Origin of the sequence: Nonomuraea sp. NPDC026600 (assembly GCF_040638335.1) — a bacterium.
Lineage (GTDB): Bacteria > Actinomycetota > Actinomycetes > Streptosporangiales > Streptosporangiaceae > Nonomuraea.
The window spans coordinates 134,409-148,865 of record NZ_JBEZYD010000009.1 but is presented as its reverse complement, the minus strand read 5'-3'; the positions used below and the strand labels follow the sequence as shown (position 1 = coordinate 148,865).

The following is a 14,457-nucleotide window of genomic DNA, read 5'->3' as shown; positions in this document are numbered from 1 at the left end:
ACACACTCCGCTCACTCGTACTTGCGGTTGAATTCGATCCGGGAGACGGACACCACCTGGTGACCGCGTGCGACGACCTCGATGGGCGCGGGGTGGCCCAGGAACATCACCAGGCTCGCGGTCATCCCGTAGGCCCCCGCGTTGGGGATGGACACGACGTCGCCGGGTTCGAGCGGCGGCAGGGACACGTTCCTGGCCAGGATGTCGCCGGGGGTGCAGAGCGGGCCGACCAAGGTCGCGGGCCGCCGCTCGCCGTCGAAGGCGGCGTCGTCGAGCTCCACCGAGACCGGCAGCAGCCTGCCCAGGCCCGACATGCCGCCGAGCGTGTTGATGCCGGCGTCCAGGATGACGAATCTGCGGCCGCGGCTCTCCTTGACGTTGACCACGGTGCAGACCAGCCGGCCGCAGTCGCCGGCCAGGTAACGGCCGGACTCGCAGGCGATCTCGGGCGTGCCCGCCCGCCAGTCAGGGAAGTGCGCGTCGAGGACGGTCTCCAGCCCGGCGCGGAGCCCGCCGTACACGGGCCGCTCTCCCGAGGCGAGGTACGGCGCGGCGAATCCGCCGCCGATGTCCAGCAACCGGATCGGCAGGCCCGTCTCCCGCCGCAGGCGGGCGGCCACCGAGATGGTGTGGGCGAACTCGGCGACGAGGCTCTCCTCGTCCTTGGAGTTGCTCAGCGAGAACAGGTGGGCTCCGGCCAGCCGCGTGCCGGGCACCGCCCGGAGCTCCGGCATCAGGCCGGGGAGCGTCTCGTCGTCGAAGCCGAACTGGGAGGGCGCGCCGGTCATCCGGATGCTGGTGGCGGCGCCGGGCTCGGCGCTGTTGACGCGCAGCAGGCAGTCCGCGATCACGCCGCGCTTGACCGCGACCTCGCCGACGTGCCACAGGTCGGTGAGCGACTCGACGGAGAAGGTGCGCACGCCGCCGTCGACGGCGATCGCCAGCTCTTCGGTGGTCTTGCCCGGTCCGGTGCAGAGCACCTCGGATCCGTCGAAGCCGGCGGCGAACGCCGCGTTCAGCTCACCGGTCGAGCTGATCTCGGCGCGCGCTCCGCCGTCGCGCAGCGCTCGCGCGATCTCCGGATGCGGGTTGGCCTTGAAGGAGTAGAACAGCGAGAACCCGTCGGGCAGGGCGCGGCGCAGGTCCGCCTGCGCGGCGGTGACGCGGTCCAGGTCGTAGACGTACAGCGGGGATCCGTAGCGGGCGACGAGCTCGGTGTACCAGTTCACGCGTCGCCTCCAAGGAGCAGCATGGCCATCTGTTTCCGCTCGTTCTTGCCGTTGAGGGTCAGCGGGAAGCGCGGCAGGACGCGGCAGGCGGCGGGCACCTTCGCGGGTTCGAGCCGCTGTTTCAGCGCGTGCAGCACGGAATGGGGCGTCAGGTCGGCCTCGACGAACACGACGAGGTCGTGTCCTTCGGCCGGGGGCAGCACGACGGCCGCGCGCACACCCGGGATGTCCATGGCGGCCGCCTCGATCTCGACCGTGCTCATCCGGGTGCCCTTGCGTTTGAACATGTCGTCCCGCCGGCCCTCGAAGTACAGGTAGCCGTCCTGGTCGAGCCGGCCGTAGTCGCCGGTGTGCAGGCGGATCTCACCGGTGGCCCCGTCGGGGCGGTAGGCGCGCGCGGTGAGCTCGGGGTCGCGCCAGTAGCCGGCCATCACGTGGGGACCGGCCACCACGATCTCCCCGGTCTCCCCGGCCGGCAGCGACCGGCCCGCGGCGTCCGCGATCACGACCCGGGTGCCGGGCAGCGGGCGGCCGACCGCGCCGGGGCGTTCCTGGTCCAGCTCCGGTTCCATGATCGTGACGCGCTTGCACTCGGTGATGCCGTACATGCGCACCACCTGAGCCCCGGGGAAGCAGGCGCGGAGGCTTCGGATGGTCGCCTCCGGCAGCGCGGCCCCGGTGTTGGTGAACATCCGCACCTTCGGCGTGGCCTCGCTCGCCCGCCGGGCCAGAGTCGCGATCATGCCGCCCAGTGACGGGACGACGGGCACGACGGTCGCGCCGGACTCGCGGAGCTGACCGAGCAGGGTCAGGTCGGCTCCTTCCTCGGCCAGGACCAGTTCGGCGCCGCCGAGCGCGGCGAGGAAGATCTGGTAGAGGCCGTAGTCGAAGGACATGGGCAGCCGGCAGAAGACCACGTCGTCCTGCCCGTATCCGAGCACCGCGTTGATGGCCGAGGCGGCGAAGGTGACCCGCGCGTGCGGGCACATCACGCCCTTGGGGGCGGCGGTGCTGCCCGAGGTGTAGATGAGGATGGCGACGTCCGCGGGCAGGATCTTGCCCGGCTCGTACGCGTCCGGCCACCCCGCCATCTCCTCGACCTCTGTCCAGAAGTCGCCGAGGTCGTACACCGGCACCGTGGCGATGTCGTGCATGACCTCGCCGCCGCCGATGATCAGCTTGGGCTCCGCGTCCTCCAGCACGGAGCGGAGGTGGAAGGCCTTCATGTCGGGGTGCAGCGGCACGAAGACGGCGCCGAGCCGGGAGACGCCGTAGACGATGGGCACCGTCTCGCGCCGGTTGGGCAGCTGAACGATGACCCGATCGCCCGGGCCGACGCCGTTGGCCGCCAGCCAGCCGGCGACGGCGCGGCTGAGCTCGCCGACCCGCCGGTAGCTCCACGCACCGTGCGCGTCGCGGACCGCGCCGCCTTCCGGTCTCGCGTCGGCAGCCTCGTCGAGCAGATCGTGGATGAGGCCTGATCGAAGGAACCGCGTCCCGTCCAATATCGTCCTCCCGCCCATGTGGGAAAGGAATCTCCAGCGAATATCGAATCACCGGAAATTTATCTCGAACCCATATTTCGAATAGACCCCTACCGCCCCCCTAAAGCGCCCCTCCCCCTTCCGGGGAGCGCCCGCGTTTCTGTACCAGACCCGCGGCGAGCTCGCGCAGACCGGCCCTGTCGACTTTTCTGTTGGGATTAAGCGGCAGCTCGTCCAGATGGCGATAGTGCCGTGGAATGATGCCGGCCGGCAGCGTCTCGACGAGCCGGGTGGTGAAATCGGTGGGCGCCAGCCGATTCCCGGTGTAGAACACGACGGGTACGGCGGTGCCGTCGTTCTCGGCGCTCACCGTCACCGCGTCCGCCACTCCGGCGACGCCGCGCACGGCATGATCGATCTCGGCCAGTTCCACCCGCCAGCCGTGCACCTGCACCTGGGCGTCGGCGCGGCCGAGGTAGACGAGTTCGCCGTTGTCCGCGGTCCGGACGCGGTCGCCGGTGTTGTACCAGGTATGGCCGTCCCTTTCGACGAACCGGCCCTTGTCGTCTTCCGGGTCGAGGTATCCCGGTGTCAGCTGCGGCCCGGTGATCCACAGCTCGCCCTCGTCGTGGACGGGCCGCCCGGCGTCGTCGACCAAGAGGTGGCCGTGGCCGGGATGCACCCTGCCGATCGGGGACAGGCCGTTGACGCAGCGGCCGGGCGAGGTCTCCGGTGACCAGCGGTGACCGGTGATCGTGATCGTCAGCTCGGTCGGACCGTAGAGGTTCTCCACGACGGAGTCGCTCGCGGCGCGCTGCCAGTCGACGGCGTCCGCGCACTTCAGCGCCTCTCCGGCGAAGAAGCTCCAGCGCAGGGTCGGCAGTGACCCCGGCGTCAGCCCGCCGGCCCTGCGCACCAGCGGGATCGCGCTGGGGGTGGAGAACCACACGGTGATGCCCTGTTCGGCGAGAAACTCCGGCAGGTGCCCGTACGCGTGCGACGGCACGCCCACGGCGGTCGCACCGGCGGCCCAGGCGCAGAACAGGTCGAACATCGCGCAGTCGAAGGTCAGGTCGAAGGTCTGCGAGAACACGTCATCGGGGGTGAAGTCGTACCGTCCGGCCAGCAGCCGGAAGTAGTGCGCGGTGTTGCCGTGAGTGATGGGCACGCCCTTGGGCCGGCCCGTCGACCCCGAGGTGAACAGCACGTAGGCGACGTCGGCGGCGTCGACCGGCCGGGGCGCGGCGAGGGCCCGCCCGCCACCGAGCGTGCCGGGCGACAGGACGGGCACGTCCACTCCCTGGGCGCGGAGTTCCTCCGCCCGCTTCTGGCCGCGGTCGTCGACGATCAGCGCCGACACCCCGGCGGCCTCGATCATCTGGCGCGTCCGGGAGGCCGGGAAGTCCGGCTGGAGCGGCACGACCGCCGCTCCGGCGTAGAGACCGGCCAGGATGCCGGCGTACGCCGTGCCGCCCTTGTCCGCGAGGACCCCCACGGCGCCGAGCCGGCCCGGCGCCGACCGCAGCAGGACGCCGGCCCAGCGCAGGGCCGCCCGGTGGAGCTCCGCGTAGGTCGCCGTGTCCGGGCCGACCCGGAAGGCGGGCCGGTCGGGGGCCATGGCCAGGCCGCGCAGGAAATACGCATAGAGGGGTCGCGGATAATCTGCATTCATCTGATCCACCATTATGGACATTCACATTGTCGCCGGATAACGTCAGCGCCGTAGGCTTTTTCTCGGTAAACTGGAGAAAGGAAATCAACTGTCATGTGGGATGCACGCTTCGAAGAACTCCTGCGGCCGCACCTGCCGTTTCTGCCCGCCACCGAGAAGCTTCTCGAAAATGCGGATCTGCCGGGCCTCGGCCTCGATTCGCTGGGCATCGTCGAACTCCTGGCCACCCTTGAGGAGGCGTACGGGGTGCGATTCAAGGACGACGCGCTGACGAAGGAGACGTTCGAGACTCCGGGCACGCTCTGGACGGTCCTTTCGGGGATTTCCGCGGCCTGACCGGCCGCGCCTGACGAGGCCCGCGTGGCCTCGTCAGGATGAGGGGACCGATGGCCGCGGCAGCACCGCCGTCCTCGGGTTCACCGGGACCACGGTGAAGTTCCGCGTGGTGATCGGCACCCGGCCGAACATGGCGTCCTGGCCGCTGACGCAGAGCTTCTCGACGCCGAGCCGCCGCAGCGTGGCCACCACCTCGGGCCAGCGCAGCGGCCGGACGAAGCCGTCGAGCACCATGGCCCGCACCCCCGCCGCGCCGGTCAGCAGCGTCCCGTCGTGATCGTCGACGACCGGCAGCCGCGGGTCGGTGAAGCGCAGCTCGCCGAACACCTCCTCCTCGGCCCTCTTGCGCAGCGGCTCGAAGGCGGCCGAGTGCATGGGCGGCCGCATCGTGTACAGCGGCAGCCCGCCGATCGCCCGGATCCGCCCTTGCAGCCACTCCACCCGCCGCTCCCGCAGCGAGACCATGAAGAAGTCGTGATCTATGTGGCAGGAGACGTCGTGCCATTCGCCTCGCTCGCGCAGCTCCGCCAGCAGGTCCGCCAGCCGGGCCTCGGGAACGCGGACGAAGGAGCAGGTGACGATGTCCCGATGCTCGTGCGCGAAGTAGTCGTCCGCGCAGCGCGCCAGGCCCGCGGTCATGCGCACGGCGTCGGAGAACGACAGCGCGCCCGAGTAGGCGGCGGCCGCCTTGCCGCCGAAGCTCGGGCCCGCGACCAGATGCGGGCTGATGTCCAGCGTCTGCTCGGCCCACTCCGCCAGGGCCAGGCAGTTCACCAGGAACGCCACCTGTGCCGCCTCGGAGTAGTCGGCGCCGGAGTCGCGGAAGCGGCCGGCCAGCGAGTAGCCGAGCACGTCGTCGGCTTGCGCGACCAGCCGCCGCGCGGCGGGGTCGCCGAGCATGAACGAGGCGACATCGGAGAAGCGGGTGGGTCCCATGCCGGGGAAGACGATCGCGGTCCGCATGTCCACTTCACTCACCCAGACCTTTCAGGAACTCGATCAGCACCTGCCGGAACCGCTCGGGCTCCTCCAGGTGCGGCGTGTGGCTGGACTCCTCGAAGACCTCCCACCGCACGTCGGGGATGAGGTCGAAGTACGGTCGCACGGTGGCGGGCGTGGCCTCGTCGTGCCGCCCGGAGATCAGCAGGGTGGGCACCTCGATGTCCGCGACACGGTCCTCCACGCCCCAGTCACGCAGCGAGCCGATCACGTGGAACTCGCTCGGCCCGTTCATCGCGTAGTAGACCGTCGGGTCGTTGTAGATCTCCATGAACGTGGCGACGAACTCGCGCGGCCACGGGTCCAGCGTGCAGACGTGCCTGTTGTAGAAGACCATCATCGCGTCGAAGTACTCCTGCGAATCGGTCGTGCCCGCGGCTTCGTGGCGGCGCAGCGTCTCGTCGACGCCGTCGGGCAGCCGGCCGCGCAGCACCCGCATCTCCCGCAGCCACAGCCGGTAGGAGGCGGGGGCGTCGGCGACCACCAGGCCGCGCAGGCCGTCCGGTCTCGCCGAGGTGTGCAGGGCGGCCAGCATGCCGCCCCACGACTGCCCGACCAGCACGTAGTCGTCGCGGAGGTCGAGCCTGAGCAGCAGATTGTCCAGTTCGTCGAGGAACAGCTGCGGGGTCCAGAACTCGGCCCCCTTGCCGGGCAGGTGCGTGGAGCCGCCGTTGCCGAGCTGGTCGTAGTGCACGACGGGCCAGCCGTGCTGGGCGAGCGCGGCGAGGCCGACCAGGTAGTCGTGCGTGCTGCCGGGCCCGCCGTGCAGGACGACGACGGCCGGCCGGCCCGCGCCCGGCCTGCCGGTGACCCGGTACCAGGTCCTGTGCTCCCCGAACGGCACCGTGCCCTTGGTATGGAGAGCGGCGGGCGAGGTCACCAGCCCCGCCTGATGGTATCCGCGATGTGCGCGCGCTGCTCCTCGGTGACCCACCAGCCGACCGGTACGCACACGACGCGCGGGGCGACCCGGTCGAGGCCGGGCAGCAGGGCGGAGTACGGGCGCACGGCCGTGTGCAGGTCGTTGCGCTCGTGCACGTTGCTGGTCATGATCCCGGCCTCGTCCATGCGCTTGATGAAGCCGTCGCGGTCCTCCACCTTCATCGGATAGACCCAGAAGGAGGACCGGCGATCGGCGGCCCGCTCGGTCAGCTCCAGGCCAGGGACGCCGGCGAGCTCCCTGTCGTAGAAGGCGGCGTTGTCCCGGTGCCGGGCCAGCACGTCGTCCGCCCACGCCAGGTTGGCCAGGCCGATGGAGGCGTTGATGTCGTTCATGTGGAACTTGAAGCCCCACTCCGTGACGTCCGGCGGGTTGCGGAGCCGGTCGGCCGTCCGGTCGATGCCGAACCAGCGCAGCCGCGTGGCGCGCCGCCGGAGCTCCTCGGTCGGCAGGACGAGGGCGCCCCCGTCGCCGCAGGTCAGGTGTTTGATGGCCTGGAAGCTGAACACGCACAGATTGCCGTGACTGCCGATGGGCGCGCCGCCGTAGGTCGCGCCCCACGCGTGCGCGCAGTCCTCGATCACCGGTGGCCGGAACCCGAATCTGGCCTCGGCCTGGTCGATGATCGCGCGGAGACGTTCGAGGTCGACCGGATAACCGGCGAAATGCACGATCATGATGGCCCGCGTCTTCGGCGAGATCTTGCGTGCGAGGTCGTCCAGATCGACGTTGAGGGTGGCCGGGTCGACGTCCACCCACTTGATGCGCAGCCGGTTGGCCAGGATCGCCCAGTTGGTGGCCTCCATGGTCAACGGCGTGGACAGCACCTCGCCGTCGTCGTCGTCATCCTGGCGGGCGACCATGTGCAGGGCGAGGTGCAGGCCCGCCGTGGCGCTGTTGACCGTGACCACCTCGTCCCGGCCGACCCGGCTAGCGAGGGCCCGTTCGAACTCCTCGACCTTGGCTCCCTGACCGATGCTGCCGCTGCCGAGGACCTCGGCGGCCCTGGCCGGCGCCTCAGGAGACATCGCCACCCGGAACAGTGGGATCATCACCGTCACCTCGTCAGCGTGAGATCGGCGAGTTCGGCGTACCGCGCCTGGCACTCGGCGAGAGTGGGCAGCAGCCCGAGCTCCCTGGCCTCCCGCAGGGAGGGCGCCGCCGCGTCCTTGTCCGACTGCACCGGGCCGAGCTCCGTGGGCCAGGGCAGGCCCAGCTCCGGGTCCAGCGCGTTGATGATGACCTCCGCGCCCGGCGACCAGGTGCTCGAACACAGGTAGACCACGGTGGCGTCGTCGGTCAGCGGCGCGAACCCGTGCGCGAGCCCCTCCGCCAGATACAGGGCCCGCCGGTTCGCGGCGGTCAGCTCGACCGCGACGTGAGCGCCGTACGTCGGCGAGCCGACCCGGATGTCGAGCACGATGTCGACGATGCCCCCCTGCGCGCAGGTGACATAGCGGGCCTGGCCCGGCAGCGCGATGGCGTGCATGCCGCGGATGGTCCCGCGCCGGGACACCGAGCAGTTCAGCTGGGCGACAGACAGCCGATGACCCACCGCCCGCTCGAACACCGGCTGGCTGAACACTTCGAGGAAAAGCCCCCGGTGGTCGGAGTGAACGTCCGGCGTGATCAGAAAAGCACTCTCGACTCCAAGCTCGGCTATCTCCATGTGCTGACCTTTCAGGCATAGGAAATGGTGCCGTACGTCGAAATGACGGCACCATGATTGGCCGCTGGAGACGCGCGAAACAACCCCTACCGGCCCCCCTAGCGGCAACTATGGCGCAATATGCGATAAAGCCATTCTTTTCCGGATCGCTCCCCCGGAGCAGGACCGGCACCTTCCGGCGGAACGACCCGCATACGGAGCGGCACGGGGTTTGACGTGCGGACGCGAGCGCGGCGATGGCGGCTCCGCCCGCCGGCGCGGCGATCGGGAACGGCACCGGGAGGCCAGCGTTCTGCCTCCCTCGGCAAGGCTATAGGGCACATAGGGGGACTCGTAAGGGTTGTGTGGAGATAGGGCATGGATAAGCCTATTTTCCAGCAGTCTGCTGGAATCCATACGATAAGTCCTCAGCGTTGGCGCTGGAGGTAGGAAACATGCGGGAAACAATCTTTTCCACCCTGAATGCGAACGGAAGACAGCGTTGACCGCCACCCCGCCGATCACCCAGGAACACTTCCCGCTCGACCAGCGCGCGCCGGCCGTACGGCTGGCCCGGCTGCTCGACGCCGACTCGGTGACGCCGCTGCACGACCCCGACACCAGCGGCGTGTCCGCGGTCATGGGCCGCATCGCGGGCCACCAGGTGATCACCTACTGCACCGACCCGGCCATCATGGGCGGCGCGCTGGGCACCTCTGGCTGCGAGAAGATCGTGTCCGCCATCGACACGGCGGTGCGCGAAGGCTGCCCGGTGATCGGCCTGTGGCATTCCGGCGGCGCCCGGCTGGCGGACGGCGTCGAGTCGATGGACGGCGTCGGGCGGATGTTCGCCGCGATGACCCGCGCCTCCGGGCGGGTGCCGCAGATCTCGGTCATCCTCGGCCCCGCCGCGGGAGCCGCGGCCTACGGTCCGGCGCTCACCGACGTGGTGATCATGGCCAAGGCCGGCCGGATGTTCGTGACCGGCCCCGACGTCGTGCGGTCCGTCACCGGTGAGCAGATCGACATGGAGTCGCTGGGCGGAGCCGAGACGCACAGCCGCAAGTCGGGCGTGGCGCACATCGTGGTCGACTCCGAGAGCGACGCCTACGAGTCCGCCCGGCAGGTGACCCTGCTGCTGGCCCACCGCGCCCGCGTCGAACCCCGCGTCGCGCTGGGCGGAAAGGACCTGCGATCGCTGCTGCCGGATCGGGCGCGGCGGGCCTACGACGTGCGCCCGCTGGTCCGCGAGATCCTCGACGGCGGCACTCCCTTCGTGGAGTTGCAGCCACGCTGGGCCGCCAACATCGTCGTCGGCCTCGGCCGCCTGGGCGGCGGGAGCGTCGGCGTGATCGCCAACAACCCGCTGCGCATGGGCGGCTGCCTCGACTCGCTGAGCGCCGAGAAGGCCTCGCGATTCGTCCGGATGTGTAATGCGTTCGGCATTCCGCTGATCGTGATCGTCGACGTTCCCGGTTACCTGCCCGGCGTCACCCAGGAATGGGGTGGCGTGGTCCGGCGGGGCGCCAAGTTGCTGCACGCCTTCGCCGAGGCGGCGGTCCCCCGCGTCACGCTGGTCACGCGCCAGTCGTACGGCGGGGCCTACATCGCCATGAACTCCCGCTCGCTCGGCGCGTCCGCGGTGTTCGCCTGGCCGGAGGCGAAGATCGCGGTGATGAGCGCGGAGGCGGCGGTGGGCATCCTGCACCGCAAGCGGCTCGCCGCCGCGCACGACGACGAGCGCGCGGAACTGCGGCGGCAACTCGTCGCCGAGCACACCCGCGTGGCAGGAGGCGTCGCCCGCGCCGTGGACCTGGGCGTCGTCGACGAAGTGATCGACCCCGCGCAGACCCGGCCCAAGCTCGCCATGGCGCTCGCCGCGGCGTCGGCGACGCGTGGCCGACACGGGAACATCCCGCTGTGATCGGCTTACGACTAAGGAGTGACATGGATCCCATGGCCGACGCCTTGCTGGGCGGAGCCACACCCGGCGAGCTGACGAAGATCCCGCTGCCCAAGGAGTATCCGGCCTCCTACCTCCGGGTGGAGGACACCGAGATGTTCACCGGCATGGACGACAAGGACGTCCGCAAATCGCTGCGCGTCGGCATGGTGCCCATGCCCGAACTCGCGCCGGACGAGGTCGTGGTGGCGGTCATGGCCAGCTCGATCAACTACAACACCGTGTGGTCGGCGACGTTCGAGCCGTTGCCGACGTTCGGCTTCCTCAAGCGGTTCGGCCGGACGAGCGCGTTCGCGGCGCGCCACGACCAGCCGTTCCACGTGCTGGGCTCCGACGGGGCCGGGGTCGTCGTCGCGGCCGGCGCGGGCGTGCGACGCTGGCGCGTCGGCGATCACGTCGTGATCAGCCCGATCCAGGTCGACGACCAGGAACCGGCGACGCACGCCGACGGCATGCTCGGCGCCGAGCAGCGGGTCTGGGGCTTCGAGACCAACTTCGGCGGCCTGGCGCACTACACCCTGGCCCGGGCCAGCCAGTTGGCGGCCAAGCCGGCCCACCTGACCTGGGAGGAGGCCGCCTGCATCCCCCTGTGTGCGGCGACGGCCTACCGCATGCTGGTCAGCCCCCGAGGCGCCCGCATGAAACAGGGCGACGTCGTCCTCATCTGGGGCGCGGCCGGCGGTCTCGGCGCGTACGCCGTGCAGATGGTCAAGAACGGCGGCGGCATCCCCGTCGGAGTCGTCGGCTCGGAGTCGAAGGCCGAGGTCCTGAGAAGTCTCGGCTGTGACGTCGTCATCAACCGCAACGAGATAGGGATGACCGACGACGTCGAGATGACCCCCGAGCAGACGATCACGCTGGGAAAGCGGCTGGGAAAGGCCATCCGCTCGGCGGTCGGGGAGGATCCGCACATCGTCATGGACTACGTGGGCAAGGCGACGTTCGGTATCTCGGTGTTCGTGGCCCGTCGCGGCGGCGTGGTCGTCACCTGCGGCTCCAGCACCGGCTACCAGCACTACTACGACAACCGGTACCTCTGGATGCACCTCAAGCGCATCATCGGCAGCCACGGGGCGAACCTGCAGGAGGTGCGGGAGTGCGTGCGGCTGTTCGACCTCGGGCAGGTGGTGCCGACCCTGTCCACCGTCTACCCGCTGGACGAGGTCGCGGAAGCCACCCGGCTGGTGCAGACCAACGGCCACATCGGCAAGGTCGGCGTGCTCTGCATGGCGCCCGAGCCCGGAATGGGCGTCACCGACCCCGCGCGGCGCGCCGAGCTCGGCGCGGACCGCCTCAACCCGCTGCGCGACCTGGTGGACGCCACCCCCACCCCCTCGACGCCGGCATAGGCGTGGCTTCCCGGAAAAGGCGGATCTGACCGTGGCTCAGAAAGTGGCCGCACACTCGACCGGAATCCTGGCGACCGGTTCGTACCTCCCCGCGGAAGAGATCGCCAACGAGGACCTGGCGAGCCAGGCGGGCGTCGACGCGGAGTGGATCCTGCGCAAGACGCAGATCGAGTCCCGCCGTCGCGCCGCGCCGCACGAGGCGACCTCGGACCTGGCCGTACAGGCCTGCCTGGACGCGTTGCGGCGGAGCGGCATCGACATCGGCCGGATCGGCTACATCATCGTGGCGACGTCCACCGGCGACTCCCCCCAGCCGCCCACGTCCTACCTCGTGCAGGACGCGCTGGGCGCGCACTCCGCCGCCTGTTTCGACATCAACGTCGTCTGCAGCGGATTCGTGTACGGCCTCGCCATCGCCGACGCTCTCATCGCGCGCCGCCCGGACACCTACGCCCTGGTCGTCGGCGCCGATCTGTACTCCAGGCAGCTCGACTACGCGGACCGCCGCACCTCCGTCCTGTTCGGGGACGGATCCGGCGTCGCCATCGTCGGCGCGGTACCCAGGCCGTCGGGGTTCATCGACTTCGAGCTGTCGAGCCACGGCGCCGCCCACCGGCTCATCGGCATCAAGGCGGGCGGCAGCCGGCATCCGGCCTCCCACAAGACCGTCGCGGACGGCGAGCACTACTTCAGAATGGACGGCCGCGGCGTCACGGAGTTCGTGCTGGAGCACGTGCCGCCCGCGATGAAGAGCCTGGTGGACCGCACCGGGTTCGGGCTGGACGAGATCGATGCGTTCTTCCCGCATCAGGCGAACGGTCGCCTGATGACGGAGCTGGTCGAGCGCTGCGGCCTCACCGGCACGCACACCCCACGCATAGTCGAGCGGTACGGCAACTTGGGCAGCGCCTCGGTGGCCGTGGCGCTCGACGTGGCCAATCGGTCGGGCATCCTCAAACAGGACGATCTCGTCTTGCTCGCCGGGTTCGGCGGCGGCATGTCGGTCGGCGCCTGCCTGCTCCGCTGGACGGCCAGAGCGCCACAGGAGGCGAGATGACCCAGTTCGACAGGATCGGCATCGTAGGCTGCGGGGTGATGGGCTCCGGCCTCGCCGACGTGTGCGCCCGCGCGGGCCTCGACGTGCGGGTCGCGGTCTCCACGGAGGCGTCCGTACCCCAGGGACGGCGTCGCCTGCTCAGATCGCTCGACCGCGGCCTGCGCAAAGGGACGATCACCGAGGAGGAGCGGGACGCGGCGATGGGACGCGTCGTCTTCACCGCGAACCTCAATGATCTCGGCGATCGGCAGCTCGTCTTCGAGGCCGTCCCCGAGCAGGAGTCGACCAAGCTCGACCTGTTCGGCGCGCTGGACAAGATCGTGGAACTCCCCGACGCCATCCTGGCGTCCAACACGTCGTCCATTCCGATCATCAGGCTCGCGCGCGCGACCGGCCGTCCCGGCCAGGTCATCGGTGTCCATTTCTTCAACCCCGTGCCCGTGCTCTCGCTGGTGGAGCTGACCGGGTCGCTGCTGACGACGGATCAGACGAAGGTCCAGACCGAGTCGTTCGTCACCGCGACGCTCGGCAAGCAGGTGATCCGATCAGCCGACCGCGCGGGGTTCGTGGTGAACGCCCTGCTGATCCCCTATCTCCTGGCGGCCATGAGAATGGTGGAGTCCGGGTTCGCCTCCGCGGAGGTCGTCGACCGCGGCATGGTGCTGGGCTGCTCCCATCCCATGGGCCCGCTGAGCCTGGCCGATCTGATCGGACTCGACACGGTGGCCTCCATCGCCGACGCGTTGTACGAGGAGTTCAAGGAGCCGAGCTACTCACCGCCACCGGTCCTCCTGCGCATGGTGGAGGGCGGTCTGCTGGGCAGGAAGTCCGGCCGCGGGTTCTACGACTACTCCTAGACCCGCTGGTCGAAGGCTTCCAGCGCCCCGCGCATCCGGTCGACGACGAGGGCGATGACCTCCGTCGCGTGATCCACGAGATAGAAGTGATCGCCGGGGAAGGTACGCAGCTCGAATCCCGCCGCGGTGTGCTCGCGCCATGCCCGGGCCTCGTCGAGGCTGACCTTGGGATCCTCCTCGCCTCTGAGAGCGAAGATGGGACAGGACAGTCTCGGCCCGGGCAGGTAGCGATAGGTGTCCAGCGCCCGGTAGTCGCTCCTCAGCGCGGGCAGTATCGCGCGGACGAACTCGTCGTCGCCGAGCACCTGCGCGTGGGTGCCGCCCAACTCGCGCACCTCGGCCAGCAGCCACGCGTCCGTCCGCCGCTGAGAACCGGCGGGGCGGAGCACCGACGGCGCGGGCCGCCCCGACGCGAACAGCCCCAGCAGCGCCGTGTCACTCCGGTCAAGCCTGCGGGCCACCTCGAAGGCGACGGTCGCGCCCATGCTGTGCCCGAACAGCGCCACGGGCAGACCGGTCCACGGCCGCAGCGTCTCCACGACGCGATCGGCCAGTTCCCCGATGCTCTCGACGCCGGGCTCACCGCGCCTGTCCTGCCTGCCGGGGAGCTGGATCGCCAGCACCTCCACCGACGGCGGCGTCATCCCCGAGACCGGGAAATAGAAGCTGGCCGCGCCGCCGGCGTGCGGCAGGCAGACGAGTACGGACGACGCCTCGGGCGAAGGATGGTAACGCCGGATCCAGGCCTCATCGGTGTTTACCACGTCACTCACGGCAATCCCTTTCTCGCTCATTTCGGACCGGATTAAACCAAGAAAAGCTGTGGGCTATATCAGCGGCAACTCTTGATTCACCTCGACCGATCCCGGCTCGTGAAATCTCTTACCCACCACCGACCGCCGCGCACATTCCACCCTGCTATC

General features: G+C 69.9%; 13 protein-coding genes. 5 read left to right on the top strand and 8 right to left on the bottom strand.

What is annotated here, in order from left to right:
* Positions 1-11: 11 nt before the first annotated feature.
* The 3 genes from AB0F17_RS22510 to AB0F17_RS22500 all read right to left on the bottom strand — a co-directional run bounded on the left by AB0F17_RS22510 (position 12) and on the right by AB0F17_RS22500 (position 4,385).
* A complete protein-coding gene (locus AB0F17_RS22510) occupies positions 12-1,229 on the bottom strand; it encodes a type III PLP-dependent enzyme (RefSeq protein WP_358025852.1) in 1,218 nt (405 codons plus the stop codon).
* A complete protein-coding gene (locus AB0F17_RS22505) occupies positions 1,226-2,734 on the bottom strand; it encodes an AMP-binding protein (protein WP_358025850.1) in 1,509 nt (502 codons plus the stop codon). The genes AB0F17_RS22510 and AB0F17_RS22505 overlap by 4 nt, the downstream gene beginning before the upstream one ends.
* Before the next feature lie 100 nt (positions 2,735-2,834).
* On the bottom strand, positions 2,835-4,385 hold the full coding sequence (locus AB0F17_RS22500; protein WP_358025848.1) for an AMP-binding protein: 1,551 nt from the start codon (positions 4,383-4,385) through the stop codon (positions 2,835-2,837).
* 93 nt (positions 4,386-4,478) lie between these two features.
* Between AB0F17_RS22500 and AB0F17_RS22495 the strand changes: the two genes are divergently transcribed.
* Positions 4,479-4,721, top strand: coding sequence for a phosphopantetheine-binding protein (locus AB0F17_RS22495; protein ID WP_214638897.1), 243 nt, complete (start codon positions 4,479-4,481; stop codon positions 4,719-4,721).
* A 33-nt stretch (positions 4,722-4,754) separates the two neighbouring features.
* Here AB0F17_RS22495 and AB0F17_RS22490 read toward each other — a convergent pair whose 3' ends face one another.
* Genes AB0F17_RS22490 through rfbC form a run of 4 tightly spaced genes read right to left on the bottom strand, consistent with a single transcriptional unit; the run spans position 4,755 to position 8,329 of the window.
* Entirely contained in the window at positions 4,755-5,699 is a 945-nt protein-coding gene (locus tag AB0F17_RS22490; RefSeq protein WP_358025846.1) for an ACP S-malonyltransferase, read from the bottom strand.
* Entirely contained in the window at positions 5,692-6,600 is a 909-nt protein-coding gene (locus AB0F17_RS22485) for a proline iminopeptidase-family hydrolase (protein ID WP_358025844.1), read from the bottom strand. Before AB0F17_RS22485 ends, AB0F17_RS22490 begins: the two co-directional genes overlap by 8 nt.
* Positions 6,597-7,712: a DegT/DnrJ/EryC1/StrS family aminotransferase gene (locus tag AB0F17_RS22480; protein WP_358025842.1), complete on the bottom strand. Its 1,116-nt coding sequence runs from the start codon at positions 7,710-7,712 to the stop codon at positions 6,597-6,599. Before AB0F17_RS22480 ends, AB0F17_RS22485 begins: the two co-directional genes overlap by 4 nt.
* 5 nt (positions 7,713-7,717) lie before the next feature.
* The gene (gene rfbC / locus AB0F17_RS22475) at positions 7,718-8,329 is read right to left on the bottom strand and encodes a dTDP-4-dehydrorhamnose 3,5-epimerase (protein WP_358025840.1); all 612 of its coding nucleotides are present in this window, start codon (positions 8,327-8,329) and stop codon (positions 7,718-7,720) included.
* Between the two features lie 499 nt (positions 8,330-8,828).
* Here rfbC and AB0F17_RS22470 point away from each other — a divergent pair, with 499 nt between their 5' ends.
* Genes AB0F17_RS22470 through AB0F17_RS22455 form a run of 4 tightly spaced genes read left to right on the top strand, consistent with a single transcriptional unit; the run spans position 8,829 to position 13,534 of the window.
* Positions 8,829-10,232, top strand: a complete 1,404-nt coding sequence (locus AB0F17_RS22470; RefSeq protein WP_358026204.1) for a carboxyl transferase domain-containing protein — start codon at positions 8,829-8,831, stop codon at positions 10,230-10,232.
* Positions 10,233-10,255: 23 nt separating this feature from the next.
* The gene (gene ccrA / locus AB0F17_RS22465; protein ID WP_358025838.1) at positions 10,256-11,620 is read left to right on the top strand and encodes a crotonyl-CoA carboxylase/reductase; all 1,365 of its coding nucleotides are present in this window, start codon (positions 10,256-10,258) and stop codon (positions 11,618-11,620) included.
* 31 nt (positions 11,621-11,651) lie between these two features.
* Entirely contained in the window at positions 11,652-12,677 is a 1,026-nt protein-coding gene (locus tag AB0F17_RS22460) for a ketoacyl-ACP synthase III (RefSeq protein WP_358025836.1), read from the top strand.
* Positions 12,674-13,534 carry a 3-hydroxybutyryl-CoA dehydrogenase gene (locus tag AB0F17_RS22455; protein WP_358025834.1) on the top strand — a complete coding sequence of 287 codons (861 nt, stop codon included), beginning with the start codon at positions 12,674-12,676 and terminating at the stop codon, positions 13,532-13,534. Before AB0F17_RS22460 ends, AB0F17_RS22455 begins: the two co-directional genes overlap by 4 nt.
* Here AB0F17_RS22455 and AB0F17_RS22450 read toward each other — a convergent pair.
* A complete protein-coding gene (locus AB0F17_RS22450; protein WP_358025832.1) occupies positions 13,531-14,307 on the bottom strand; it encodes an alpha/beta fold hydrolase in 777 nt (258 codons plus the stop codon). The genes AB0F17_RS22455 and AB0F17_RS22450 overlap by 4 nt on opposite strands.
* Positions 14,308-14,457 lie beyond the last annotated feature (150 nt).